At 55.3% G+C, this 25,315-nt stretch carries 24 protein-coding genes, 1 other RNA gene and 1 pseudogene; 5 read left to right on the plus strand and 21 right to left on the minus strand.

Translation table 11 applies throughout. The annotated features are described in order from the left end of the window. Nucleotides 1-11: 11 nt before the first annotated feature. On the minus strand, nucleotides 12-1,148 hold the full coding sequence (carA, locus tag AC1XYH_RS13835; protein WP_483323747.1) for a glutamine-hydrolyzing carbamoyl-phosphate synthase small subunit: 1,137 nt from the start codon (nucleotides 1,146-1,148) through the stop codon (nucleotides 12-14). A gap of 385 nt (nucleotides 1,149-1,533) precedes the next feature. Between carA and AC1XYH_RS13840 the strand changes: the two genes are divergently transcribed. After that, nucleotides 1,534-2,286 (plus strand): hypothetical protein, encoded by a 753-nt coding sequence (locus AC1XYH_RS13840; protein ID WP_483323748.1) that lies wholly within the window; start codon nucleotides 1,534-1,536, stop codon nucleotides 2,284-2,286. 76 nt (nucleotides 2,287-2,362) lie between these two features. On the opposite strand, the gene dapB is transcribed toward AC1XYH_RS13840, so the two are convergent. The 4 genes from dapB to grpE all read right to left on the minus strand — a co-directional run bounded on the left by dapB (nucleotide 2,363) and on the right by grpE (nucleotide 7,041). Further along, complete coding sequence (gene dapB / locus AC1XYH_RS13845; RefSeq protein WP_483323749.1) at nucleotides 2,363-3,169, minus strand: 4-hydroxy-tetrahydrodipicolinate reductase; 807 nt, start codon at nucleotides 3,167-3,169, stop codon at nucleotides 2,363-2,365. Nucleotides 3,170-3,183: 14 nt separating this feature from the next. Beyond that, nucleotides 3,184-4,323, minus strand: coding sequence for a molecular chaperone DnaJ (gene dnaJ / locus AC1XYH_RS13850; RefSeq protein ID WP_483323750.1), 1,140 nt, complete (start codon nucleotides 4,321-4,323; stop codon nucleotides 3,184-3,186). A gap of 133 nt (nucleotides 4,324-4,456) precedes the next feature. Next, a complete protein-coding gene (dnaK, locus tag AC1XYH_RS13855; RefSeq protein ID WP_483323751.1) occupies nucleotides 4,457-6,379 on the minus strand; it encodes a molecular chaperone DnaK in 1,923 nt (640 codons plus the stop codon). Between the two features lie 89 nt (nucleotides 6,380-6,468). After that, on the minus strand, nucleotides 6,469-7,041 hold the full coding sequence (gene grpE, locus AC1XYH_RS13860; RefSeq protein ID WP_483323752.1) for a nucleotide exchange factor GrpE: 573 nt from the start codon (nucleotides 7,039-7,041) through the stop codon (nucleotides 6,469-6,471). 224 nt (nucleotides 7,042-7,265) lie between these two features. Here grpE and recN point away from each other — a divergent pair, with 224 nt between their 5' ends. Beyond that, nucleotides 7,266-8,939 (plus strand): DNA repair protein RecN, encoded by a 1,674-nt coding sequence (recN, locus tag AC1XYH_RS13865; protein WP_483323753.1) that lies wholly within the window; start codon nucleotides 7,266-7,268, stop codon nucleotides 8,937-8,939. 80 nt (nucleotides 8,940-9,019) lie between these two features. Here the strand turns inward: recN and fur are convergent, their stop codons facing one another. Further along, nucleotides 9,020-9,430: a ferric iron uptake transcriptional regulator gene (gene fur, locus AC1XYH_RS13870; RefSeq protein WP_483326387.1), complete on the minus strand. Its 411-nt coding sequence runs from the start codon at nucleotides 9,428-9,430 to the stop codon at nucleotides 9,020-9,022. Nucleotides 9,431-9,536: 106 nt separating this feature from the next. On the opposite strand from fur, the pseudogene AC1XYH_RS13875 reads away from it, so the two are divergent. Continuing rightward, a pseudogene (locus AC1XYH_RS13875) lies at nucleotides 9,537-9,920 on the plus strand (outer membrane protein assembly factor BamE); the annotation flags it as partial. An 88-nt stretch (nucleotides 9,921-10,008) separates the two neighbouring features. Here the strand turns inward: AC1XYH_RS13875 and AC1XYH_RS13880 are convergent. The 3 genes from AC1XYH_RS13880 to AC1XYH_RS13890 are packed head-to-tail and all read right to left on the minus strand — an operon-like array spanning nucleotide 10,009 to nucleotide 12,161. Then, entirely contained in the window at nucleotides 10,009-10,326 is a 318-nt protein-coding gene (locus AC1XYH_RS13880) for an RnfH family protein (RefSeq protein WP_483323754.1), read from the minus strand. Then, on the minus strand, nucleotides 10,316-10,750 hold the full coding sequence (locus AC1XYH_RS13885; protein WP_483323755.1) for a type II toxin-antitoxin system RatA family toxin: 435 nt from the start codon (nucleotides 10,748-10,750) through the stop codon (nucleotides 10,316-10,318). The genes AC1XYH_RS13880 and AC1XYH_RS13885 overlap by 11 nt, the downstream gene beginning before the upstream one ends. A 7-nt stretch (nucleotides 10,751-10,757) precedes the next feature. After that, the gene (locus AC1XYH_RS13890) at nucleotides 10,758-12,161 is read right to left on the minus strand and encodes a sodium-dependent transporter (protein WP_483323756.1); all 1,404 of its coding nucleotides are present in this window, start codon (nucleotides 12,159-12,161) and stop codon (nucleotides 10,758-10,760) included. A gap of 186 nt (nucleotides 12,162-12,347) precedes the next feature. On the opposite strand from AC1XYH_RS13890, the gene smpB reads away from it, so the two are divergent. Next, on the plus strand, nucleotides 12,348-12,830 hold the full coding sequence (smpB, locus tag AC1XYH_RS13895) for an SsrA-binding protein SmpB (RefSeq protein WP_483323757.1): 483 nt from the start codon (nucleotides 12,348-12,350) through the stop codon (nucleotides 12,828-12,830). Between the two features lie 236 nt (nucleotides 12,831-13,066). After that, nucleotides 13,067-13,455, plus strand: a transfer-messenger RNA (tmRNA) gene (gene ssrA, locus AC1XYH_RS13900). Nucleotides 13,456-13,545: 90 nt separating this feature from the next. Here ssrA and AC1XYH_RS13905 read toward each other — a convergent pair. From AC1XYH_RS13905 to AC1XYH_RS13960, 12 genes are all read right to left on the minus strand, one after another. After that, nucleotides 13,546-14,082 carry a DUF2514 family protein gene (locus AC1XYH_RS13905; protein WP_483323758.1) on the minus strand — a complete coding sequence of 179 codons (537 nt, stop codon included), beginning with the start codon at nucleotides 14,080-14,082 and terminating at the stop codon, nucleotides 13,546-13,548. Next, complete coding sequence (locus tag AC1XYH_RS13910; protein ID WP_483323759.1) at nucleotides 14,072-14,554, minus strand: hypothetical protein; 483 nt, start codon at nucleotides 14,552-14,554, stop codon at nucleotides 14,072-14,074. The genes AC1XYH_RS13905 and AC1XYH_RS13910 overlap by 11 nt, the downstream gene beginning before the upstream one ends. Before the next feature lie 414 nt (nucleotides 14,555-14,968). Further along, a complete protein-coding gene (locus tag AC1XYH_RS13915) occupies nucleotides 14,969-15,343 on the minus strand; it encodes a hypothetical protein (protein WP_483323760.1) in 375 nt (124 codons plus the stop codon). Next, nucleotides 15,340-16,917: a DUF2793 domain-containing protein gene (locus AC1XYH_RS13920; RefSeq protein WP_483323761.1), complete on the minus strand. Its 1,578-nt coding sequence runs from the start codon at nucleotides 16,915-16,917 to the stop codon at nucleotides 15,340-15,342. The genes AC1XYH_RS13915 and AC1XYH_RS13920 overlap by 4 nt, the downstream gene beginning before the upstream one ends. Beyond that, on the minus strand, nucleotides 16,914-18,518 hold the full coding sequence (locus tag AC1XYH_RS13925) for a phage tail protein (protein ID WP_483323762.1): 1,605 nt from the start codon (nucleotides 18,516-18,518) through the stop codon (nucleotides 16,914-16,916). Before AC1XYH_RS13925 ends, AC1XYH_RS13920 begins: the two co-directional genes overlap by 4 nt. Then, nucleotides 18,515-19,093, minus strand: coding sequence for a hypothetical protein (locus AC1XYH_RS13930; RefSeq protein ID WP_483323763.1), 579 nt, complete (start codon nucleotides 19,091-19,093; stop codon nucleotides 18,515-18,517). The genes AC1XYH_RS13925 and AC1XYH_RS13930 overlap by 4 nt, the downstream gene beginning before the upstream one ends. Then, on the minus strand, nucleotides 19,090-20,019 hold the full coding sequence (locus AC1XYH_RS13935; RefSeq protein WP_483323764.1) for a hypothetical protein: 930 nt from the start codon (nucleotides 20,017-20,019) through the stop codon (nucleotides 19,090-19,092). Before AC1XYH_RS13935 ends, AC1XYH_RS13930 begins: the two co-directional genes overlap by 4 nt. Continuing rightward, the gene (locus tag AC1XYH_RS13940; RefSeq protein WP_483323765.1) at nucleotides 20,006-21,010 is read right to left on the minus strand and encodes a hypothetical protein; all 1,005 of its coding nucleotides are present in this window, start codon (nucleotides 21,008-21,010) and stop codon (nucleotides 20,006-20,008) included. Before AC1XYH_RS13940 ends, AC1XYH_RS13935 begins: the two co-directional genes overlap by 14 nt. Beyond that, nucleotides 21,007-21,459 (minus strand): NlpC/P60 family protein, encoded by a 453-nt coding sequence (locus AC1XYH_RS13945; protein WP_483323766.1) that lies wholly within the window; start codon nucleotides 21,457-21,459, stop codon nucleotides 21,007-21,009. Before AC1XYH_RS13945 ends, AC1XYH_RS13940 begins: the two co-directional genes overlap by 4 nt. Beyond that, nucleotides 21,456-22,382 carry a DUF2163 domain-containing protein gene (locus tag AC1XYH_RS13950; RefSeq protein WP_483323767.1) on the minus strand — a complete coding sequence of 309 codons (927 nt, stop codon included), beginning with the start codon at nucleotides 22,380-22,382 and terminating at the stop codon, nucleotides 21,456-21,458. Before AC1XYH_RS13950 ends, AC1XYH_RS13945 begins: the two co-directional genes overlap by 4 nt. After that, nucleotides 22,379-22,975: a DUF2460 domain-containing protein gene (locus tag AC1XYH_RS13955; protein ID WP_483323768.1), complete on the minus strand. Its 597-nt coding sequence runs from the start codon at nucleotides 22,973-22,975 to the stop codon at nucleotides 22,379-22,381. The genes AC1XYH_RS13950 and AC1XYH_RS13955 overlap by 4 nt, the downstream gene beginning before the upstream one ends. Beyond that, nucleotides 22,975-25,287 carry a hypothetical protein gene (locus AC1XYH_RS13960; RefSeq protein ID WP_483323769.1) on the minus strand — a complete coding sequence of 771 codons (2,313 nt, stop codon included), beginning with the start codon at nucleotides 25,285-25,287 and terminating at the stop codon, nucleotides 22,975-22,977. Before AC1XYH_RS13960 ends, AC1XYH_RS13955 begins: the two co-directional genes overlap by 1 nt. Between the last annotated feature and the right edge of the window lie 28 nt (nucleotides 25,288-25,315).

Genomic DNA, 25,315 nt, shown 5'->3' on the forward strand with positions numbered 1-25,315 from the left:
TGTTCCGGGGCTCAGGCGCGCTTGCTCATGGCATCGATAAAACGGTCGAACAAAGGGGCCACATCGTTCGGGCCAGGGCTCGCTTCAGGGTGACCCTGAAAGCTGAAAGCTGCCTTATCGGTTCGCTCGATGCCTTGCAGAGTGCCGTCGAACAGCGATTTGTGGGTCAGCCGCAGATTGGCCGGCAACGTCTTCTCGTCAACCGCGAAACCGTGGTTCTGACTAGTGATCATCACTACGCCGCTATCGAGATCTTGAACCGGGTGATTGGCACCGTGGTGGCCGTGGCCCATTTTCACTGTTTGGGCGCCGGAAGCGAGTGCCAGCAGCTGATGACCCAAGCAAATACCGAACACCGGAATATCGGTTTCCAGAATATCTTGAATAGCTTTAATAGCGTAATCACAAGGTTCAGGATCGCCCGGACCGTTGGACAGAAACACGCCATCGGGCTTCATCGCCAGCACGTCGGCAGCGGATGTTTGTGCTGGCACCACGGTCAAACGGCAGCCACGCGCAACCAGCATGCGTAGAATATTGAACTTCACGCCGTAATCGAAAGCCACCACGTGATAAGGCAAGTCTGCATCTGCACGCTCAGCATGGCTATCGGTCGCCAAATCCCAAACGCTGGAGCGCCACTGATAAGACTCCTTTACCGACACCTCTTTGGCCAGGTCCATCCCCTTCAAACCAGGAAAGCCGCGCGCCAACTCGAGAGCCTGCTCGTCGGATATATCATCACCGGCCAGAAGACAGCCGCTCTGCGAGCCTTTCTCACGCAAAATACGGGTCAGACGACGGGTATCGATGCCGGCAATGGCAACAATACCGTTGTCTTTAAGGTACTCATCCAGCGACTGCTTGCTACGCCAGTTGCTCGCTAGCAGAGGCAGGTCACGAATAACCAAACCCGCCGCCTGCACCTTGTTTGACTCGACATCTTCCGGCGTTACACCGGTATTGCCGATATGCGGATAAGTCAGAGTAACGATTTGACGTGAGTAAGAGGGATCAGTAAGGATCTCCTGGTAACCGGTCATGGCCGTATTGAAAACGACCTCGCCGACGCTGGAGCCGTCGGCGCCGATGGACTCACCACGAAAAACACTACCGTCGGCAAGTGCGAGAATGGCTGGCTTGGACAAGAAAACCTCCGAAAGGACTGACACGTTTCACCAAACGCGGGCTGCACAAAAGCGGGAATGTAGTGTGTAAAACACAACATCCCGCTCACAAAGGCTTTGTCAGATACGCGCTGAATAGACAGATTAGCGCAATAGTTTAACGGCTTGACCCCAAAATATCCATACCCGAGACCAGCATACCCATACAGGATGATGCAGCGTAATGCCTCAGAACGTGGCTTCATTCTCATCTGCTTCTGTGTTAAAACACGGCTTGGAACATTTGTAGCCGGGCGACAGCCCGACGTAGGCGGCGTAGACCGTCTCTCAGGCAGCATCGCCGAACGCCTGAGCTACACAACAAAAACAAAAATGGACTCGGGGATTTTCCACCATGGTATTGCACTTGAAACGTATCCTTGTGCTGGCATTGCTGTTCATGGCGCCACTCGCCCATGCTGATATCCAGCGACTGCAGCAACTACATGAGTTTCGCAGCCAGGGATTCCTCGCAGGCACGTACATTCTGATCGACAACAATCTCTTTGAACGCGTACGGGAGCCCGGCAACCGCGAGATATATCGTGAAGCCCTAGGTGACATGGACAGCCTGCTCAGGCAAATGGGCGATCCAGGCGAACTGCGCCCACTGTATAACGACTTTGCCAGCCTGACCCGCGAGCTAGAGCAACTCCCCGAAGGCGAGCAAGCTTATTACGGCCTAGCGACGGTCAATCGCATCATGATGGCCCACGGCAAGCTAGAAAACGCCGCGGCCGAGCTCTATAACGCAGAAACCACCGATGCTCCCGCACCATTGCTGGCCTTGCACAAACAGAGTACTGAAATTAGTCGTATCTTATTGCTGTATGAAAACAACATGTTCAGCTCAGTAGGCATCTACTTCATCCAAGCCCAAGAGGGTGTTTTCGACACCCTGGACGCGCGCATATCAGAAGGCTCGGCAGAACTTAAAAGCTTACTGCCTGACCATCAAGACACATTTAACCAACTGGATAAGCAATACAGCTTTATCCAGCCACGCCTGATCAACCACCACACTGACTGGGTACCGACTATCGCTGCCTTCTACCTACACAAAAACATCGAAACCCTGGATACCTTATCCAGCGAGCAAGCTAGCCTAGCCAAGAATTAGGCCGGTCAGCAGCAAGACATAAAAAAAGCGCGTACTGCCTAAGCAGATACGCGCTTTTTTATGGGCTAGCCTTTAACTAGCCCTTCAAATCGAGCACATCCTGCATATCAAACAAGCCCGAATCACGCCCTTCAAGCCAGAGCGCGGAGCGCACTGCACCTTTAGCGAAGGTCATACGACTGGAAGCCTTGTGGGTAATTTCTACCCGCTCACCCTCAGTGGCAAAAAGCACAGTGTGATCACCGACCACGTCACCTGCACGCACAGTCGCAAAACCTATTGTTTTGGCATCGCGCGCGCCTGTTTGGCCTTCGCGACCATACACGGCCACCTCAGCCAAATCGCGGTCCAGCGCCTTTGCGACGACTTCACCCATACGCAGGGCTGTTCCGGATGGCGCATCAACCTTATGCCGGTGATGAGCTTCAATGATCTCGATATCAGCATCATCCCCCATGACCCGTGCCGCCATATCCAGCAACTTAAGGCATAGATTCACACCTACACTGAAGTTCGGTGCAAAAACGATAGGGATACGCTTACCGGCCTCAGCCAGCTGCATCTTCTCATCCTCACTGAAGCCCGTCGTTCCAATGACCATTGCTTTGCCAGCAGCGAGACAGTGCTGCACGTCGTTGAGCGTAGTGGTGGGATGGGTGAAATCGATCAGCACATCAAAATCGTTCAACACATGCTGAAGGCTACCGCTAATCGCCACATGCAATCGACCGACGCCGGCCAGTTCTCCGGCATCCGCTCCGATTAAAGAGCTTTCCGGACGCTCGATGGCAGCAGTAAGCGCGGCGCCCTCCGCCTGACCAACAGCCTCGATCAGGGTTTTGCCCATGCGCCCTGCTGCGCCGATTACCGCTATGCGTACCATCTTGCGCTCCCGCCTCAGAATTTCATGTCTTCAAAGAAGTTTTTCACGCCGTCGAACCAGCTCTTGGCACGCGGTGATTGGCTCGACCCTTCTTCTTCCAGGGTTTCGCGCAGCTCTTCCAACAGCTCACGCTGACGCTTGGTCAAGTTGACCGGCGTTTCCACCGCGACACGACACAAAAGATCACCCGCTGAGCCGCCACGTACTGGCGTCACGCCTTTGCCACGCAAGCGGAACAACTTACCAGTTTGCGCTCCATCAGGAATCTTCAGCTTGACGCGCCCATCCAACGTGGGCACTTCCAACTCGCCACCTAAGGCCGCATCAACAAAACTGATCGGCACTTCGCAGTAAAGATTTTTACCATCTCGCTGGAATATCTTGTGCTCGCGCACTGATACAACCACATAGAGATCACCCGCCGGACCACCGTTAACCCCGGCCTCACCCTCACCTGCCAGGCGAATACGATCGCCGGTATCGACACCCGCGGGGACTTTGACCGACAGGTTTTTCTGTTTCTCGACCCGACCATCACCATGACAGTCTTTACACGGATCGGTGATCATCTTGCCGGTACCGTGACAGCGCGGACACGTCTGCTGGACAGAGAAGAAACCCTGCTGCATACGCACCTGGCCATGACCGGCACAGGTCGTACAAGTACTCGGGGTAGTACCCTTCTTCGCACCTGAACCATCGCAGGTTTCACAACCCACCAACGTCGGTACTCGGATAGTCACAGAGGTACCGCGAACGGCCTCTTCCAAATCCAATTCAAGGGTATAGCGCAAATCACTACCGCGCTGAGCGCTGGAGCGGCCACGACCACCGCCGCCACCTCCCCCAAAAATATCGCCAAATACATCGCCGAAAATGTCGGAGAAGTTGCCGCCACCATAGCCGGCGCCACCACCGCCCATGCTCGGATCAACGCCAGCATGACCGTATTGATCATAGGCCGCACGCTTGCTGGCGTCGGTCAGAATCTCATAGGCTTCAGTTGCTTCCCTGAACTTTTCATCAGCCTTTTCATCATCCGGGTTACGGTCCGGATGAAACTTCATCGCCAAGCGGCGATAAGCCTTTTTCAGCTCGGCTTCGCTGGCGCCCTTCTCGACACCCAGCACTTCATAATAATCACGCTTGGACATTTACTCAGTTCCCTTCACATTCGCTCAGCACAAACGGCAACGCGGGAGAAGCTCCCGCGTTGCCTGGCAGAGTCGGCGTGCAGCTCTGTCGCAGCATTGCTACAGAGCCACAAAACCTTGTTTCATCAAAGACTTACTTGTTGTCCTTGACCTCTTCGAACTCGGCATCGACAACGTCGTCGCCATCATTACCTGCGTCGGCGTCAGCAGCCTGCGCATCAGCCTGGCCTGCTTGGGCCTGGTCGGCGTACATCTTCTGTACCAATGGACCTGATGCTTCAGACAGCGCATTGATTTTGGCTTCAATAGCGTCTTTATCATCGCTCTTAATAGCTGCTTCCAGATCAGTCAGCGCTGCTTCAATCGCTGTCTTCTCTTCTTCAGTGGCCTTATCACCCGCCTCAACCAACGTCTTGCGTGTCGCGTGTACCAACTGATCAGCTTGGTTGCGGGTGGTTACCAGCTCCTCAAACTTGCGATCTTCGTCAGCATTGGCTTCAGCGTCACGGACCATTTGATCAATCTCTTCATCCGTCAAGCCGGAAGAAGCCTTGATCACGATGGACTGTTCCTTGCCGGTCGCCTTGTCTTTCGCAGACACATTAAGAATACCGTTAGCATCGATGTCGAAAGCGACTTCAATTTGCGGCACGCCGCGCTGTGCTGGCGGGATATCGGCCAGATCGAAACGACCCAACGACTTGTTCTGGCTAGCCTGCTTGCGCTCACCTTGCAGCACGTGAATGGTCACGGCTGTCTGGTTGTCGTCAGCCGTCGAGAACACCTGAGACTTCTTAGTCGGAATAGTGGTGTTTTTCTCGATCAGAGCAGTCATTACACCACCCATGGTTTCGATACCCAAAGAAAGCGGCGACACGTCGAGCAGCAACACGTCTTTTACATCACCAGCCAGTACCGCACCTTGAATGGAGGCGCCAATGGCGACCGCCTCATCAGGGTTAACGTCTTTACGTGGCTCTTTATTAAAGAACTCGGAGACGGTTTTCTGTACTAGCGGCATACGCGTCTGACCACCAACCAAAATCACGTCGTCGATTTCGGAGATATCCAAACCTGCGTCCTTCATAGCAACACGGCAAGGCTCGATGCTGCGCTTGATCAGCTCTTCAACCAACGATTCCAACTTGGCGCGGGTCACTTTAACGTTCAAGTGCTTAGGCCCAGTTGCATCTGCTGTAATGTACGGCAGGTTGACGTCGGTTTGCTGGCTAGATGACAGCTCGATCTTGGCTTTTTCCGCAGCTTCCTTCAAACGCTGCAGGGCTAGCGGATCGTTGTGCAGGTCAACGCCATTTTCTTTCTTGAATTCATCCGCCAGATAATCGATCAGGCGCATATCAAAGTCTTCGCCACCCAGAAAGGTGTCACCGTTGGTTGCCAGTACTTCAAACTGGTGTTCACCATCCACTTCAGCAATTTCAATTACCGAGATGTCGAAAGTACCGCCACCCAGGTCATAAACCACGATAGTGGAGTCGCCACGCGCTTTGTCCATACCGTATGCAAGAGCCGCTGCGGTAGGTTCGTTGATGATGCGCTTGACCTCAAGCCCAGCAATCCGGCCCGCGTCTTTAGTAGCCTGACGCTGACTGTCGTTAAAGTAGGCTGGAACGGTGATAACCGCTTCAGTAACCGGCTCGCCAAGATAGTCTTCGGCGGTCTTCTTCATTTTTTTCAGGACTTCAGCAGACACCTGCGGTGGCGCCATCTTCTCGTCGTTGACCTGAACCCAAGCGTCGCCGTTGTCAGCTTTAACGATTTTGTAAGGCACCAACTTGATGTCTTTCTGCACAACTTCTTCGTCAAAGCGACGACCGATCAGACGCTTTACTGCGTACAGAGTGTTGTGCGGGTTGGTAACAGCCTGACGCTTGGCCGACTGACCTACCAAGGTTTCGCCATCATTAGTGTAAGCGACGATGGAAGGTGTAGTGCGGCCACCCTCAGCATTCTCGATAACTTTAGCGACGCCGTTTTCCATGATGGAGACACAGGAGTTGGTGGTCCCCAGGTCGATACCGATAATTTTGCCCATATTCTATTCTCCGAGTATTGCTGCCGCGTTTAGCCAGCGGCGAGGTTTATTCTGTGTATGAACCCTAGATGGGGTCATCAAAATTAATTTCAAGCCTGCTCATCAATCGACGGCGCGGGCTCTACAGGTGCCTTGCTGACGACTACCATGGCGGGACGCAACAAACGCCCACTCAGGGTGTAGCCCTTCTGGAACACCTTGATGACCGTATTGGGCTCAACGCTGTCGCGCTCTTCCATCGCCATGGCTTGATGGAATTCGGGGTTAAAGGGCTCACCCTCAGGTACCACCGGCACAATCTGGAAACGACTCAGGGTGTCAGCAAACATCTTCAGCGTCAGCTCGATGCCTTCACGCATCGGTTTGATGGCTGGGTCATCCGGATTAGACAGTTCCATACCACGCTCTAGGCTATCGAGAATCGGCAGCAGGTCATTGGCAAAACGCTCCAATGCAAACTTATGCGCCTTTTCCACTTCTTGCTCCGCTCGGCGACGTGCGTTCTGTACGTCAGCTGCTGCGCGTAAAGATTGATCCTGAGCAATTGCGAGCTGATCTTCCAGGCTAGCGATGCGGGCCGCAAGATCACCTTCAGGCGTATCCAGGGTCTCGTCTACCAGGCCATCCTGATCCTGCAGATCGGGTCTCTGTTCATCTGCCATCTGTTTCTCCTGTCATGCAAAAAAGGGGCGTACGGCGAGAGTCGATACGAACGCTGCACCGCCCAGCCCAGGTCTATTTAAGCCTTACTGGCAATCTATATGGGGTCGCAATTCGCGGCTTCAAGGGGAATTAGGCAAGTGACGTTGATTTTACACTCCCTCTTGTCGACGCGAAGCAAACTACTGTATAAATAACCAGAACACTTTCTCAGGGAGCGCGAGTCATGCTGGTACACCTTGCGGTCAATAATTACGCCATTGTCGACCACCTCGAACTAGAGCTGCGCGGCGGAATGAGTGTAATCTCGGGCGAAACCGGTGCAGGCAAATCGATCATGCTGGATGCCTTGGCATTGACCCTGGGCGGCCGTGCCGACAGCGGCGCCGTTCGCCCCGGCACAGACAAAGCCGACATTCTCGCCACCTTCGATGTAAGCGAGATTACCGAAGCACGCGAATGGTTAAACCAGCGCGACCTGCAACAAGAAGATCACCAGGTGATCTTGCGCCGCGTGATTACCGCAGAGGGACGATCTCGCGGCTATATCAATGGCGCTCCCTGCCCGCAGCAGGACCTACGCGCGCTTGGCGAAATGTTGATCGATATACACAGCCAGCACGAACACCAATCCCTACTTAAGACCGACACCCATCGCCGCCTGCTGGACGAGTTCGCCGGCGCAGGCGACCTGGCGCGCCAGGTTCATCTCGCCGCACAGCGCTGCAAACAAACAGAGAAAACGCTCAAGCAGGTCAGCCAGCAAGGCGATGAGCAGGCTGCTCGCCAGCAGCTACTGGCTTACCAGCTCGACGAATTAGAGAACCTGGGGTTGCAAGACGGTGAGCAAGAATCGCTGGAGAACGAACAGCGCCAATTGGCCAACGCCGATCAGATCCAACACTCTTGCCAGCAGGTCATCAATGTCTGCAGCGAGAACGATGCCGGCAGCGTGCTGGAAGCCCTAACGGCCAGCTTACAGCGCCTGGAAAGTGTGAAAGCGCACAATCCGCACTTGCGCGAGGCCAACGACTTGCTGGCCAGTGCGCAAATACAGATAGAGGAAGCCGTCGGCGAGCTGACGCGCTATTTGGACCACTTCGAAGCGGACCCAGAGCGTCAACAATATGTAGAAGAACGCATGAGCGCGATCTTTGAGCTGGCGCGCAAGCACCGCACTACCCCGCAAGAACTGCCTGCCTTGCAACAACGCCTGATCGACGAACTGGAAGCACAGCAACAACGTGGCGCGGATGCCGAGCAATTACAGGAAGAGCTGATCGCTTATCAAGAGCACTATAAAAAGCTGGCCGACAAGCTCTCTGCTAGCCGACACAAAGAAGCATTACGCCTGAGCAAAGCAGTCACCAAAGAAATACAGCAACTGGGCATGCCGGGCGGGCGCGTGGAGCTACAGCTCTCACCGCTCGACGCTGCGGGTTACTCAGTTACCGGGCAAGAAACGGTCGAGTTTCTGGTCAGCGCCAACCCAGGCCAGCCAGCCAAGCCGCTAGCCAAAGTGGCCTCCGGCGGCGAGCTATCACGTATTAGTTTGGGCATTCAGGTGATTACCGCGCAAACCTCTCGTGTGCCTACGCTGGTATTCGATGAGGTCGACGTGGGCATCGGCGGCCCCACCGCTGAGATCGTTGGCCAGCTGCTGCGCCAGCTGGGCGCTCGCGGCCAGGTACTCACCGTGACGCATCTACCGCAGGTTGCAGCGCAAGGCCATCAGCACTTGTTTGTAAGTAAACAGCAGACCAAGCACGAAACTCGCACCTGTATTGACCAACTTGATGAGCAGGCCCGAGTGCAGGAGGTTGCACGCATGCTCGGCGGTATCGACTTGACCGATGAGTCTCTCGCGCACGCACGCAAGCTGCTCTCAGCTGTGAGCTAAAAGCAGACACTGTAAGCAGCAAAGCCAGACCTAAACGGTCTGGCTTTGCTGTTAAAACGGACAGCTATAGCACTTGCTTACTACTTGCTGCCTGCTTTTTTCACATAAAGCACCAGGTTGTGGTCAACCATTTCAAAACCGTGCTTCTCAACAATTTCGCGCTGACGACGCTCAATCTCCGCATCGAAGAACTCGATTACCTCGCCAGTATCAACGCACACCATGTGATCATGATGTTCACCATCAGCCAGTTCAAATACAGCGTGGCCGCCATCAAAGTTGTGGCGCACCACCAGACCAGCCGATTCAAATTGCGTCAGAACACGGTACACAGTTGCCAAACCGACGTCTTCACCGGCCTCCATCAGCGCCTTGTATACATCTTCGGCACTCATGTGACGCTCTTGTGAACCATCGAGCATTTGCAGAATCTTAACCCGAGGCAAGGTTACCTTCAGGCCGGCTTTGCGGAGTTCTTGATTTTCTACCATGGTTACTTTCTCGTTCAGCGCTTCGCAGGGCGGGATCAGTCGGGTATGATTCAAGGCCATTTAGCCATCTATAGATAGTGGATGTTACCACGTGACGCCAAAAAGAATTAATCAAATACTTCTCCTGCTGCTATGCACTGCTTCTATCACCCTCAGCGGATGCGGTTTTATCCCCGGGGTATATAAAATCGACGTTCAGCAGGGAAATGTCGTAACACAAGACATGGTAGACCAGTTGCGTCCAGGCATGACTCAGCGCCAAGTACGCTTCATCATGGGTACGCCTTTGCTGCAGGACACGTTCCACCCTGATCGCTGGGATTATCTATACAGCATGAAATCAGGCCGCAGCGATCGTGAACAAGAACGCATCAGTCTGAACTTTGAAGATAATAAGCTGGTTGGCCTATCGGGTGACTTTGTGCCGGGCACGAGCACCGATGACGAAATCATGAGTGGCGAACAAAACAGCGATACTGAAAGCTACCCGGTTGATCTCGGCGCACCGCTGGGCACTGGCGAGTAACGAAGCTTCATTCAGGGCGCCAATCGGCGCCCTTCAAGCTGCCCGCTCCCTGCTACGCGCCCTCTTCCTTGGCGGCCTTGGCCTTAGCGGCGCGCTGCTTACGCACCTCCTTAGGGTCGGCAATCAACGGACGGTATATTTCCACCCGCTCACCCGCCTGCAATATGCGCTCAGCCGGCTTGGGTACTGACTTGCCAAAAATCCCCATAGCGCAGCTGGAAACCTCCAGTTCAGGAAACTGATCTTCCATACGCGACAGCGTGACCGCCTCGCTTACGCTGGTACCCTCAGGCACACTCAAGCTGATGATTTTCTGCTTATGCGGCAACGCATAGGCAACTTCCACCACCATGATCTTATCAACCACCATGCAGCTCCTTGGCGCGCTTACAGAAGGCATCAACCAAGGTGTTGGCTGCTTGATTAAATAACGGCCCCAAAGTGGCTTTCACCAGCGGCCCCGCATAGTCAAATTTCAGATCCAGCGTGATCTTGCAGGCCGATTCGCCCAGCGCCTTAAACTCCCATACACCTTCCAGATTACTAAACGGTCCATCTACTAGATGCAGACAAATCCGCTCATTAAGGATCAGCGTATTACGCGTAGTGAACGCCTGTGAAAACCCTGCTTTGGAGACCGTGAGCTCAGCACACATCTCAATATCGCTTTCACTGATAACTTCAGCCTTGGAGCACCAAGGCAAAAATTCGGGATAGCGCTCCACCCGGTTAACCAAATCATATAGCTGACTTGCCGGATAGGGCAGCAAGGCCGAACGTTGGATATGCGTCATGCGGTTATCACTTAATCAGTTCCGTAACGAAGATAATCAGAATACCTGCAGGAGCAAGATAGCGTAACAGCCAATATACCATCGGGAACAGGCGAGGATGCTTCAGCGCCAACTCACCCCGAAACACCTCTCGGTCCAACACCCAACCGGCAAACAGCACAAAGAACATGCCACCGAGCGGCAAGAATATTCGGCTAGTCAGATAATCAATGCTCTCAAAGAACGTCTTGCCGCCCTCCTCTGTCCAGAGGAAGAAATGCCAACCATCGGCATTGTTGACGAAGAAACGGGCGTCCGCGAGCAGGTTGAATGAAAACACCGTACCTAGCCCCACAACCCAGCAAAACAGCGCCATAAACGCGGTGATAACCGGGCGACTTTTGCCACTTCGCTCCACCCAATAGGCAACCGCAGGTTCCAACATGGAAATGGCAGAACTCCAGGCAGCCACAGCTACCAAAACAAAGAAAACCACGCCAAACACCGCACCCATACCCACGTTACCGAAGGCGATAGGCAGCGTAACAAACATTAGGCCCGGGCCCGCACTTGGCTCCAATCCGGCGGCGAACACCACCGGAAACAGCGCCATGCCTGCTGTTAACGCCACCACAGTATCCAGCAAGCCAACGGTGAGAATAGTTGAGCCCAAAGACGCCTTTCGCGGCATGTAAGCGCCAAATACCATTATTGAACCCACCCCAACACTCAAGGTAAAAAAAGCGTGCCCCATTGCCGCCAGAATACCTTCTGGCACTTTGGCCAAGTCGAAATGGAAGAGAAAACGCACGCCTTGCATGAAGTGGCCAGTGGTCAAGCTGTAACCCAGTAGCACTAACAACAATACGAAGAGCAGCGGCATAAGAATGCGCAAGCTGCGCTCCAGCCCTGCGACCACGCCGCGGCCGATAATAAAAGCAGTTAACAGCATAAAGAGCGTGTGCCAAAGGGTTAGGCGCAGCGGATCTCCGGTCAATGCGTCGAAGCGTGCAGCGGCGCCAGCACCATCAATGCCATTGAAATCCCCACGCCCCATAGCCAAAATGTAATCCAGTGCCCAGCCGGCCACCACGCTATAAAACGAAAGGATCAACAGCGCGGCAAGCATGCCCATCATCGCAGCCCAGGACCATCGCTCCGACGCACCAGACTGACGTGCCAGGCTGCGCAAAGTATTCACTGGGCTTTGCCGGCCACGGCGCCCGAGCAGGGTTTCCGCTAACATCACAGGCAGCCCGATCAGCGCAATACAAACCAGGTAAACCAGCACAAAAGCGCCACCGCCATAGGCCCCGGCCATATAAGGAAACTTCCAGATATTACCCAGGCCCACAGCCGAACCGGTCGCAGCCAAAATGAACACCCAGCGACTCGCCCAGATCCCGTGAATCGATACTTTCTCGTCGGTCATATCCGTTCCCGGTTCACCCTGAAAAAAAGAACGGCATTGTCCAGATTTTGACCAGCCGCCACAAGTGAGTCTAATTCACTACGCCGCACCACGATTAGCCGATGGGCACTTTGTGTAGCCTGGATGGTCACTGAAACAGCAAACGACACATGTTTTACCCGCAAATACAGGTATAATGCCCCGCCTATGAGCAAGCAAAAAAACGCCAAGGCCAACAGCGGCACCATCGCGCTGAACAAAAAGGCCAAACACGACTACTTCGTTGAAGATCGCTTCGAGGCCGGCGTCGTGCTGACCGGTTGGGAAGTCAAAAGCCTGCGCGAAGGCAATGTGCAGCTGGTCGACAGTTATGTACTACTGAAAAACGACGAAGCCTTCCTGCTGGGTATACACGTCAGCCCACTGAAAACCGCCAGCACCCACGTGGTCGCCGATCCAACACGCACGCGCAAGCTGTTGCTGCATTCCCGGGAGCTGGACAAGCTGGTAACCGGCGTCCAGCAGAAGGGTTTTGCCTGCGTCCCGCTCGCGCTTTACTGGAAAGGCCACCTAGTCAAATGCGAGATCGCATTGGTGCGCGGCAAAAAAGACTTCGATAAACGCCAGACCTTAAAAGAGCGTGACTGGGACCGCGAAAAGCAGCGCGTGGTACGTGATAACCAGCGTTAAATTATTTTTAAAACTTTTTGAACCAATCGGTAAACGCCCCGTCCTATTAAGTAACAGGGCTGGTCCGCTCCACCAGTCCGGTTTATGGTTTAAAGCAAGCAACATCCTATACCCTGCTCGTCAGGGTATTTTTTTGCCCGCAATTACCTGCCCCATACTCCAAGCCCGCTTTACGCCCTATGACACCCGGAACCTTTAGCGTACAATCGCGTCTGAGTACTACACCTGAAAGATTTGGGGCCGATTTGGATTCGACGACGGTTACAAAACTGGAGGGGCATGCCGAGTTGGTAACAGAACTCGTAAATCCACTGTTGCAAAACTATATAATTGCCAATGACGACAATTATGGTGCTCAACTAGCTGCGTAAGCAGCCTAGATAGCACTTCTGGTAGCTTCGGCTCCAGCGATCATTAGAGGATGCCTGTAAACTCGAAGTGATTGTCAGATAGAACAGGATCGCCGCCTAGTACGTTGTGGACGACGTGGCTAAACATTACACAACTCGCTCCAAGCACCCTGCCACTCGGGCGGTGAGGAGTTAACTCAGTAGAGATGGCTAAGCATGTAGAACCGATAGCGGCGGACTGGCGGACGGGGGTTCAAATCCCCCCGGCTCCACCAAACAAGCCCCAGAATACGGGGCATTTAGCGGAAAAGGTTGTTGAATGTTGCTGAAAACCACTGCTCGTTAATGTGGGTTTCAGCTACTTTTCAGCAACCTTTTTTGTTGCCTGCGATTTGATGCCCGTTCGGTTGAAGAGAATCATACTGCTCTTCACAAGCCATCCCTGCTATTCGTCTTCGGTCAGCCTCTTGCGCCAACTCGCTCGCTCTTGCATCAGCCCTGTCGAGCAGCTCGGAATACAGAATGAGGGTGGTAGTGGTTGCCGAGCCTCCGGGGCAAGCTCCGGCACCCTGGGTGGCTCGACTGGTACGTGCGGTAAGTTCTCCGCGCATCCCGTCAGCATCAGCACGCTCATCAGCAGCATCAGACTCAGCTGCAGCAATCCTTTCTCTTGCATCACGTCGTATCCCCTCTACAGCGGCAGCACGCCGCGTCTCTTCTGATCGGGCCTGCTGTTCGGCAAGCCTGCCCGCCTCTTTGTACTGCCCTTCCCTTTTCTCGTACTTAGCTTCCCACTCCGCACCGGTCCAGCTGGAGCCGACCCAATAACCAAGGCCAATCAGGGCGGCAACCAGAGCCAGAGCCCCGCCGATCTGGAACAGCAGCTTGTACTTAGTCAGCATGCGTCACCTCTTCCATGGCTGCGGCATACAGCGGTGCCCATGTTTTTGCATGCGGTTTTCCGGGTCGCCAGTTGCGCAGGTAGTACTGCCAAGCGGCCTGCACCTCACCGATGGCCGGCAGCGGCCGTGAATCTGTCCACAGCAGCAGCCGTGCAAAGCCAGCGGCAAGAATGTCGTCATGCTCGAGCGCAGCGAAAGCAGCCGAAGCACTGGGGGCAACACCGCGAGCAGCACACAGGCCCCGTGCATAATCTCGGCTGGACGAATGAGTCAGCACGCCACGAACGCCGCCGCCGAGTTCAAATTGATAATGTCCATGCGCTGGCCCGCCGATCTGGTGCCGGTGCGCAAATCGGCTTTCTTGCAATCCGATAGCCAGCATCATCACCTCAGCTTCCGGCGACGTCATGCGATCAGGCAGCAGCGAGAGCGCAGCCGCTATAGGGCCGCGCCTTACTTCTTCAAGGGGCATATAAACTCCAGGCAATAAAAAACCGCCTCATGGGCGGTTTGTTGAAAAAGTATTCGTTTAGATTGTTTCTTCACCCATAAAGCCGCCATCTTCGAAATGAGCTTTGAAGTTTTCTTTGTTACAGCCGGTCATTTCCTTGCAGTGAGGGCATTGCTGCTTGTTTCCAAAGAGTGTGGCGCTCGAGAAAGTACTCCTGTCACTCATCCAAATTCCGGACTGAAACCACTTCCTGCAATTTAGACAGCGCACCTGTATATCAGTAGTTTTTGACATGATCTGACCCAATTTTATTGATTTGAGGTTTGATCATAGACTAAAAGCAAAATGCTCGGGGCTATGCAGCACCCATTGTGGATTATTTTTCAAACTGACATTACAAGCATTGCGCTGGTTATGTTTGCAGTACCGGTATCCCTACCCTTGAACCCATAGCGCTGCTTGCGCGCTTCCGGCCAAACGCAGCGCTTCGCGCAGCTCGTCGCGGCTTGCATCGGTCACGCTGTTGTCGTGTAACACCCACAGAACTGTTTCACCCTCATCCAGCGCAGTGATGCTGCGGGCCATTCGTTCCTGTGACTGCTCGTCGCCGTCGAAGGTATTGCCTGCGGCTGTTGTTACAGTAATAGCAGCGACGAGTGCCGCGCGTGAATCCTTGAACTCACTGCGTTGTTGCGCCGCAATATCGTCCGGATGAAAGCTGTAGCGTGAAACATCTTCTGCTGCCACATCAGCGATATCTTGGAGTGACGTACCTTGCGAAAAGAGCTGCCCGTCTCGTAATATCCTCATGCGTTCACCCCATTAAACCCTGGTAACGGCGCTGTATGTAGACCGGTATCGGTGGCCCCCGTAAATAATCCAGCTAAGGCGATCTCAATTTGAGCGCTGGCCCCGGCATAGAGACGGGGGAATGTGTTGTCGTAGCCGATAGGGCTCTTAATCACTACCCTGATGTGATGCCATCCGGCTGGTAACGGTGTTCCACTGGCAATAAGCGCCCCATCTAAAAAATAGGCCGATGCTATATGTGCAGAGCCGGCCGCGATCCTCGCATAGAAGACAGCCGTACATGTCGTGTCCGACCCAAATATAGCCATCGTGTTATTAATGGTGGCTAAGTATCTAGGGATGCCGTCTGCGCCGGTATTAGCGGCCCCAGAGGGGGTAGCTGGCATAGTTATTCTAGATACGAAAAATTCCACCCCGTACCGAGCAAATGCCCCTACCCGTCCAAGCTTAGTCATAAGAGAACTTACAGGTTCTGTTAGCTCGCCCGCCGTACCTCCATTAGTTGTATTGTTGTGAATAAACTTACCTGCGGAGGCTAGAGCGCTTCCGTTATAGCCTGTGAAGAATGGTGGCGTCTCATAAGTACTGACAAGCAGCGCACGCGGGTTGATAATCCCGGCAAAGCGACCTATGTCGGGCAGGTAGTTAGGGAATGGCGCCGATGAGTAGTTAGCCGTCGCAAACGTACCCAGCCCCAGCGCAGTCCGCCCAGCATCAGCATCCGCGCTGGCGACAAGCCCCCTGCCCCATGCTGACGCGATGCTATTCCACCACCCAAGTATCGCCTGCCTTACCCGCAGCGAAGTCCACTTGCGCGCTGTAGTTGCCTCGCCTGTTTCGGCTTCCAGTTGGGATACTTCGGTCGCGGTCCATTCGCGGGCGTCAGTGAGCCGGGCATCCGTCTTGTCGGCCTTGAGGCCGAGCTTATCGTCTACATTCGCATTCGTTGGCAGCTCAGATGGCGCAGGGCCCACGTCTGCAAGGGCGGCAGAGCCCAGCTCGTCCAGCGTGAGCGATGTCTGGACCCATACAGCAGCGCCGTCATCAGCGCTCAGGCACAGGTAGGACTCCCCGGCCACGATATCGAACCAGCGACTACGGGGCGCGTAACCCTCGGTTTCGTCGTTATCGACTGTCGGCGGCACTGATGCAGACAAATTATCCTGCACCGCGTCCTCTTTGCCGTCGAGCGCAGCCGCAAGCGCCGCGTTGTCGTCAGTGCTTCCGGTGATATCGGCAAAGCTAGTGCCGCCGGTATCCACAGCCGCCCAACCGCTAGCCGCTCGGAAATATAGCAAGCCATCGCCAAGGTTGACGACGTAGCGGGCGGCGTAGAATGACCATGCCCCATCGAGGTACTGCGCGATCAGGTCGTCTTTGCCTGCCCAAACTCCGGCGCCGGATCCTACAATATGACGGTCGCCCTCTGCCGGTGATACTGGCGGGCTATCTTCAAACCCAAGCACGGCGGACTGCAACAAGGCGTCAACTGTCTTTAGTGAAAGATTCAGCCCTGCTGCCGGGTCTATCGTGTTTTCTGGTACATAGGGGATATCGTTATTGATTGTGTTCACACGGTAATCTCCGCTGCTGGGCCTGCGCCGGTTAGTTGATTTAGCTGCTGCGCCTGAATGGTTACGCTGCCGCCTGGATCTGCGACTGTGATTTGGGTGCTTTCTGTATCCTGAGATACGCCGTTGACTGTGACGCGGTAGCCGGTGAAGTACGCGCCCATTGCGACGTTGACGCCGCCGCCGATGCGGCCTACTCCCTGCCAGCTGATGCTGATATTCCCGCCATCACGCACAGCTTGCAGGTAGGCTGGCTCGCGTTCTTCTTGGCTTTGCCCGGTGAATGTGACGGCTTGGGTCGTGCTGTTCGTGGCACCAAAGGTGGTGGCCCGAAACGTCAGTTCGCGGTTGAGGTTGAATAGCTCGGCGTCGATGAAGTAGAGCGGCAGGCGGTCTAGCAATACGAACCGTGTTCCTGCCGTATGGGATGCCACAGCTGACCCTTTTCGCCCGCGCAGAAGATTCCCCAGCTCCCACACTCCCTGTTCCGGGTCGTCAACATCGCCGAAGTTGATGAACTCATTCCCGACTATGGCCAGGTTCAGGCGGTTCTGCATGCCGGCAAGATCGGTGGCTTCAAGCTCCATATCGTCTCGCAGCAGGGATACCTGAAACGTATTGATGTCGTCTGGATAATAAGGAGAGTGCGCAGGCAAATCGGTCAGCAGCTCGCCCATTACGGACTCAGCAGACCCATCAAAGCTTTCAAGGTAGGTCGCGCCGCCATCGGTCGATAGCTCAACGGTTGCCCCGCTCCATGCCTCAGAGGCTCCGCTGATTGCCACGTAATACCCGAGACGGTCGTCAGCATCACGCAGAATGTGCGAGTCGATGAAATGCATTATGGTATCGCCCACCACGAGCGTTGGCGGCACAGCAGGCACACCGGCAGGCACGCCATTTATCTGCGACGTGTAGGCGCTGGCCCGGTCAAAGATGGCCTTGTAATTCTGCACCCCCTCGTCAAGTTCGCACTCATCAATGCGCAGACGCTTGCCGTTTAAGCGGATGCAGTCGCCAACCGTCAGCCATAGCCAGTTATCCGGCAGGCTGAACTCATAGTCGCCTTGCTGTTCTTCGATGCTGACCTTGTGCGTGATGATGATAGAGCGCTGTGCGTCGTCGGCATTCATCAAAACAGCCGTGGTGGTTTTAATCTCTGACGAGCTGCGGGCATCTAGGGACCGATCAGACGTTTGCTTGTCCGGGTCCAGCCCGCCATCAAGATCGAAGTACTCAAGGTGCATCACGCGGGGCACGCTGATACTGTCGCGCCGCGTTGTTGACTCAACGTCCTTGCCGTCATCCACAAGATCGTTAGTGACGATATCGGCAATCACGTCACCGCCGCGCATAACAAAGTTCAGCTTGCCGTCATAGTTGGCGGGGTCGAACATGAAGATACGGCTCAGTGCGTCGATGGCCGAATATGCAGGATTGGAGTTATCGAGGAACGTGCCGCCCACTGCGCCTTCCAGCGTATCTAGGTCAATACGATCCTCTGGCACGCCCGCTCGCTCTGCGATTTCGGCGACGATACTACCCAGCGCCCACGAGTCCAGGCTTTGGGTCGAACCAACACCCGGTCGCGTCCAGTAGCTCATCGCTCAGGCCTCATCATGAATTGCAGGCGTAAATTCTTCGTGAGGCCGATCTTGATCAGTCCTCGATGCGGGCCAGTATCCAACAACCGCTCAGTCTGGAACCGCTCACGCTGCTGCCGGTAATACAGGGCACCGACGCGTACATAGGCCAGAATAATATCGCTGTTGCTGGTCTGTGTTGCGCGCTTATCGTCCAGCGCAACACGCGGCGTAATGGCATCAACGGCCAAATCAGTGATAACAACACCCGGCACGGTCGAGTCAAACCAACGCAACTTTGCGCGCCCGTCTTGCACAAACGCTAAGCAAGGGTTCATGTTTTGATCAAACGTCAGGCTTATTTCGGTGATGCCGGGAGCCGCATACAACACAAACGGCTCAACAGAATCAGCATCCACAATCACCTCATTGTTGATCAGGCGCGCCCGCCAGCGCTGCACAAGCAGGCCTTGCGACGGGTCTTGAATGGCAATACCGCCGTCTTCGTAATCAACTGTGGCGGTAACGGCCAGACCGCGCGCACCGGCAAACAAGGCAGGATAGGCTACCGTGGACAGCCTGTTATCCGGCATCATGCGCGGCGGCCCCAAGAATGCATGAAGGTTAGGGATAACTCGTCGTTGGTTGTCTTGGGTATAGCGGCATCAGTCCCCTGTAAGCCCATCCTGAATTGGAAGGACCCGATACCGAGCCTAGCTTGAAAACTTCTTATGCCTCCGGGCACATTGCCGGCGTTCGGCCCCCACACCACCGTGAATTTCCGCTCCAAACTGCCTCCTGCATAGGGCTGCACGGTTATCGATGTGCTGTTAAATTGCACCCCGCTTGGGGCGCTCGTGATTGCCTCTATGTCTCCGCCGAATGCGCGGGTGTAGTTGGCCGCCGAAGAAGATCCCATTGACGTTCCGGTTGCACCGATATCCCAACCCAAAAGCGCGCTTGCACTGGTGACGTTTGCGGATCGCATAGTGTAGTCATATGTTCCACCGATATTCCCTCCCAAGACGACTGATCCGGTTACGTCGGTAAGGCGCGGATAGAATCTGAATTCGTAAGTGACATCAAGAATCTCGTCAGCAGCAACGGTGATGGTTGTCGGGTCGCCTTCGCTGTCTAAGATTAACGCTCTGCTAAATAGGCTCCCCGCAGACGCCCACCCCATACCCACTTCGCTGAGATTTCCAGTCGCGACCCCTTCAGCGAACCGAACAGTTCGCCGACGCCATACGTAGTATGGCTCCGTCGCCTGCGCGCCGTTCGATGTGGACTGTGACAAGCTGCTTGACGCAATCCGAGCGGCCAGCGCCGTATCAAGGACATTTGGCGTCGAACTACCGCTACCCACCTGGCAGTACTGCATCCAATTCGACGCATCGGCCATGTATTCCAAGCCTGCATCCGTGATCAGATTAGGGAACCAGTCGGCTACAACTCGGCGCGATCCGTCCGGCTTGATCGCCTCGATCTTGTACCAGCCTTCAACCTCTTCATGTATCCGCATGTGATCCCCCAGTTATTCCGCCGCCAGAGTGCTCCAGTGATTCAATGGGCCACTCGGTGTATGTGATTATTGATTGTCTAAATGACCCGCTTTCGATCCCGCCGCCTTTGTGCTCAAGAGACTCTGGCGGCCATTCGGTATATCCGGTGATTAACCGCCTGAACTGGCCTGCGGATATACCGCCGCCTGTCTGTTCTGCGCTATCGGAATGCTCGTAATCCAACAACAAGCTGCGCAGTGAGCCGGACGCAATTCCGCCTCCTGTTTGCTCTGCGCTATCACGTAAAAAAGCGCTCGGGGGGGTATCCATTCCGCCGCCTGTGTGCGCGCCCGACTCGATAACCTCCAAGGGGTACGGCCTAGACGTCAGATAAATACCCTCTGGCCGCGCCACTTCAAATTGCCACTGCGGTACCGCGCCCCCTGTGTCGGTTACGTTCTCATCGCTCATGACCATGTAAGCCAGGCCGCGATGGGCCGAGACGTTGCCTATGCCTAACTTGGCCTCAAGTGAGGGGTCGGGCATTTGCCCCCATGAGCCCGAATAGAATCGCGCGCGGGCCAAGAATGTGCCGTTGTTCGCCGCGCCCCATGCAGAACCAAGGCGACCGTCATAAACCAGCTTGGAGTTGCGCCAGATACGGCGAAACTCCACACCCGGCCCCTCGGCCACGCCCATTGCGTAGGTGCGGTAAAGCGTTTCGGTCTCTTGCGATGACCCGCCGCTCCCACCCTTGCCGGATTTCTGCTTTTTGCGAACCCGGCGCACTTCGCTTCTGGCAATAAGGTTGCCGCCAATCGGCCGCATGCGGCCCCAAACAATGGGAATAGGCACGCCCTCTTTGCTGGTCTGAATGGCAATGTCTGCCATCTGCGGTTCCATTTCTGGGTTGAACTGCTTATCCAGCCATCCGGGGCCGAACCCGTTGAGCGCGTTCCATATCTTGAACGCGCCGCTGTCGCGACCAAGTAGCTGTGCACTAAAACTCATGGTCGGTAAACCTCAATAATCCGCGCACGCCATGTGTCATCAAGCCGGTGCTCTGCGACTTCTTCCAGGCTGTAACTATGGATAAGTGACAGGCCGCCGTGACAGTAATCAGCCAGCAGGCCAACATGCCCCGGCCCCGGCTGGTTATCGAAGCGCATCAGCACAACGTCGCCGGGCTGCCAGTCAGTCACCGGCTCGCCAAAGTGGTCACGCATCTCTTTCTGTAAGCCGTCTTTCCACGGCTCACGTCCGTAGTTCACACGATCCCGCATTTCCATTCCGCCAGCGCGCACAGCGAATACCACAAGGCCGATGCAATCCAGCGCCCACGGCTTGCGGCCACGGTGGCGCCATTTAACGCGCAAGTACTTGCGCGCCTCGGCTACTCGCATTTGTGCAGGCAATAAAAAACCCGCCGAAGCGGGGTCTGGTTGCTTTAACTCTGTCATTCGATCACCTCGCTACCCACAAAGCCGCCAGGCACCTGCGATTGCGGCGTAAGTGATTCAACGCCATCACCTACCGGGATCAGGTTCTCGCCTTTGTAGTTGAGCCAGTTGCCGTAGGCTGTGCAGCTTGCCGGGGATTTATCGCAGTCGGGCCGTATCTCGAACTCGTCGCCGGCCTCGATATCAAACGGCGTTGGCTCCAGCAGGCCGATGGTGCCGCTTTGCGCGCTGAACGCCTCGATCTGATAGAGGCGGCTCGAAGCATTGCGACCAGTCAGCCAACGAAGCCTGCCGGGCAGCGGTATGGTGGGCAGATTTATCACAGCGTCAGCAAACACCCGGCGCGGCTCATCGCCAATACCGGTCACCATGCCGGCCACCCACAGTGCATCTGCATCAACGCCGCACCCGGTATGCGAGTTGGCCGGGGTGCCGAATATCGCACGGCACCGCCGGCTATAAACACTACCGATAGACTGCCGAAGGCGCATCGCATAGCTCAGCAGCTCAGGCATCCAAATAACGTCATCCTGCACCGTCACTTCGCCCGTATCGCCCGCATCAAGGATCATGTGCCCCATGCTTAGATCGACATAGTTAACTAGCAGCATCTGCCACTGCGCGTCATCCATTTCACCGGCATAGACCATCTCATAGGTAATGCCCGGCAAGTCTGTCGCCAGTAATGCCTTGACTTCGGCGTTATCAACGCTCAGGCCTGAATCAGTCGCGATTATTGACGGATCAAAGCCGGTCATTGCTCGGTAGATCACTTCGCCGCTGCCGTCGTTGTAGGTCACGTCGCGGCTCAGATTTGTCAGGCCAACCAGACGCCCGTTAGTGAGCGAGAACTTGAGCAGGCGGCAGGTGGTGGTGACGCCCGACTGAAGATGAGCAAGCAGCAAGGGCGGGATGGATCTCAAAGCCGTATCTCCGAAAGATCAACATCAGACGTCAGAATGAACTGACCTCCCCCGCGACTGACTATTGGGTCAGAATCTAACCGGTCATCATCAAAGCGAACCGGTACATCAAACTCGCCAGACCACGTTATCTCTGTTCCGGCAGCAGCCGTGATAGTCACCATCCCAGACTCAAGGTCGACCGAAGCAGCGACAGGCGTGCCATCCTCATAGACTGTCACTGTGCCGCTGACCGGCTTCTGCACCCACCTGATAAATCTTGCGGGCCCAAAGCTGTAGGTCTTGACGAGTTGCAGCGTCTGCTCTGCGCCCGTTCCTGTGCCTATCAGTTCATCACTGGCCTGAAAATCCGTCCAATCCTTAAAACGAAAACCTATTAACCGACCCCTAGATGCCCAGTGCGCATGGCGAACCTGACGATGCAGTTCGGGCGCGAGATTTTGGTATAGCACTGAGTAGCGCCCCAGAGGTAGATCCCAGTCGGCATTGCGGCGCTCTACCCCTGAACGCAGGGTAGTAACACGCGTGTTGAACTCCATGCCAAACTGCGTTCCATGAGAAACGCAATCGAGCAGTCTTGATTCGTTGAACATTATCCAAGCCTCGCCTGTGCCTGCCGCTGCTTGCGCTCACTGGCGCGCGCGATTTGTGTGCCAGTTCGCCGGTCTACTGTGCCGCTGACCTGAATAGTTTGCTGCACGACGGATGCGCGACCCCCTACCGAATTACCGCCAGCCCGGCTGCCGCGAATATCCTCAAGCACGCCATCCAGCTTGGCGCTGGTCTCTGCAGTTGTTACGCGCTCGCCTTTTTGCAGTAACCAGGTGCCGTCATTAGGTACTGAATCGATACCGTCGTGAGCCATGCCGGATAGCGAGACAGACTGGATGTTGGCAATAACCCCTGCGCCGGCGGCGGCAACGCTCGCCATTGCCGCCAAGTTAATAGGCCATGGGTTATTTGCGGCTTTGGCTACCCCGTCTGCCACTTGAACTAAGCCATCAGCGATAGCGAAAGCCTTTGAAGCGGCGAAGAGTGCCTTGTACGCAGCAGACTGCTCTCCCGCATAAGCCGCTGTGGCATCAGCCATGTCGCCGAATATGCCTTGGGCAGCAACTAGCTGAGCTGTGTGCCTTGCCTGTTCTATTTCGGCAAGCTGATCCTCATGTTGCTGCTTAAGCTGCAGCTCTTCTTCATCCCACTGCTGGCTGAGCTCAGACTTTTCTTCGCGGAACTTTTCCAGCATATCTAGCTGTGTTTCATACCACTCTTCAAGAGCTTCTTCCGCTTTATCAATCTTCGCCAGCTCGCCAAAAGCACCACCCACGCTTGCATCTAGCCCTTCAAACTCAGGCATATCTGGAAAGACATCTGCCGCGATCCGGGAATATGCATTATTCCGCTCTTCGTCCGATAGATCGGCGACTTGTTGCATCACTTCTAGGCGGGCTGACAACTGATCAGTTAGCTTTTCTTCATCAGTGCGCAAGTCCTCAACCAACTTTGCATATGCATCCTGGGCATCTTTTGCAGCCTCAAAACCTGACACTGTTTCTAGTAGAGAAGCCGCATAACTCAGTTGCTGTTCAGTGGCGCCGGAAGTGCGAAGCTCATAAAGAGACACTTCGTCAGCTGTCATGCCCCATACTTTCGCAGCTTTCTCAAGCGCGCTTATCTGTTTAGCAATTTCATCCGTGGCTTTTTTTGCGGCGTCGTCAACCTCTTGATAGGCATCCCCCGTGGAGTGTGCAAGCTCTCTTGATTTGATCGTGGCTTCTGCTGCAGCTTCGCCTGCCTCTTGCGCGGCTGCGTAAGCGTTGCGCAAGCGTTCACCGGCCAAGGGTTCACTAATGGCGTTTGATATTTCTTTCGCAGCCTCTTGAGCCACCATGCGAGCCTGCTCTACCGATCGCCGCATATCAGCAGCGTCGACAGTCAGGTCAATACCAGGGATGGCGTCCAGCGCCTCAAGCACAGACGCAGATAGCCGCTTTACCCAGTACTCGCCCGTGGCGAAGGTTCCGACGATAGTGTCAGCTGCGATACTGAACACGCGACCCACTCCGTCGCCCGCATCAAACAGGAATGACAGGGCGTTGACCGCCTTCTCTACGGCGCTCTCTACCTGATTGCCGAGTCCGCCAGCCTCTTCTGCGCTGTTCAGGAACTCTTCGCCAATAGCCTTCAAGATCGGCGCAAGCTCAACAGTCAGTTGCTTGCCAATGCCATCAGTGATCAGGCCGAAGGTGCTCATGGCGTCATTCGCCATTTCAACCTTGGCGGCATCAACATCGGAAAGGTTGAGCCCGAATATCTCTACCTGTCGGGCGGCCTCTGCGATAGTGCCGGGGTCAAGCTGCTGAATGGCGGCGGCGTTTCGAGTGCCGAACAGATCGCCAGCAACAGCGGCGCGTTCCGAGGCTGTGACGTTTTTATTCAGGGCATCATTGATCATTGCAATGCGCTGATCGAGCGGGACGTCATAGACCTCTTGCGCGCTCAGACCCAGGCGCTCGAACGCCTCAGCCTGGAGCGTTACGCCTTGAATCGCCTTGCCGATATTGGCGTTCAGCGTGCGGCCGGCGGTCTCGATGGTGTTGAAGCCAACGCCGCCAAGCTCACCGGCCCGGCGCAGGTTCGCCATACTCTCGTAGGTGGTGTCCAGCTTCTGCGCCACCTTGGCCTGCTCGTCGATCAGGTCGCGCTCGCGCTGGATCATCAGCACTATGCCGGCTGCAGCTGCGGTGGCGCCCGCGCCAATGGCAATGCCGACAGCCTTGCCAGCCTTCGCCATCTGGTCGGTGTTCTTCTTTGTCTGGCGGGCGGCTTTGTCCATCGGGCCTGTGAAGCCACCGATCTTGGCGATCAAATCGAGCGTGAGCGTGCCGAGGCTTTTGCTTGCCATGTTTTATCTCCAGGCATAAAAAAGCCCG

This window comes from Pseudomonas sp. GW-45, from assembly GCF_056896675.1.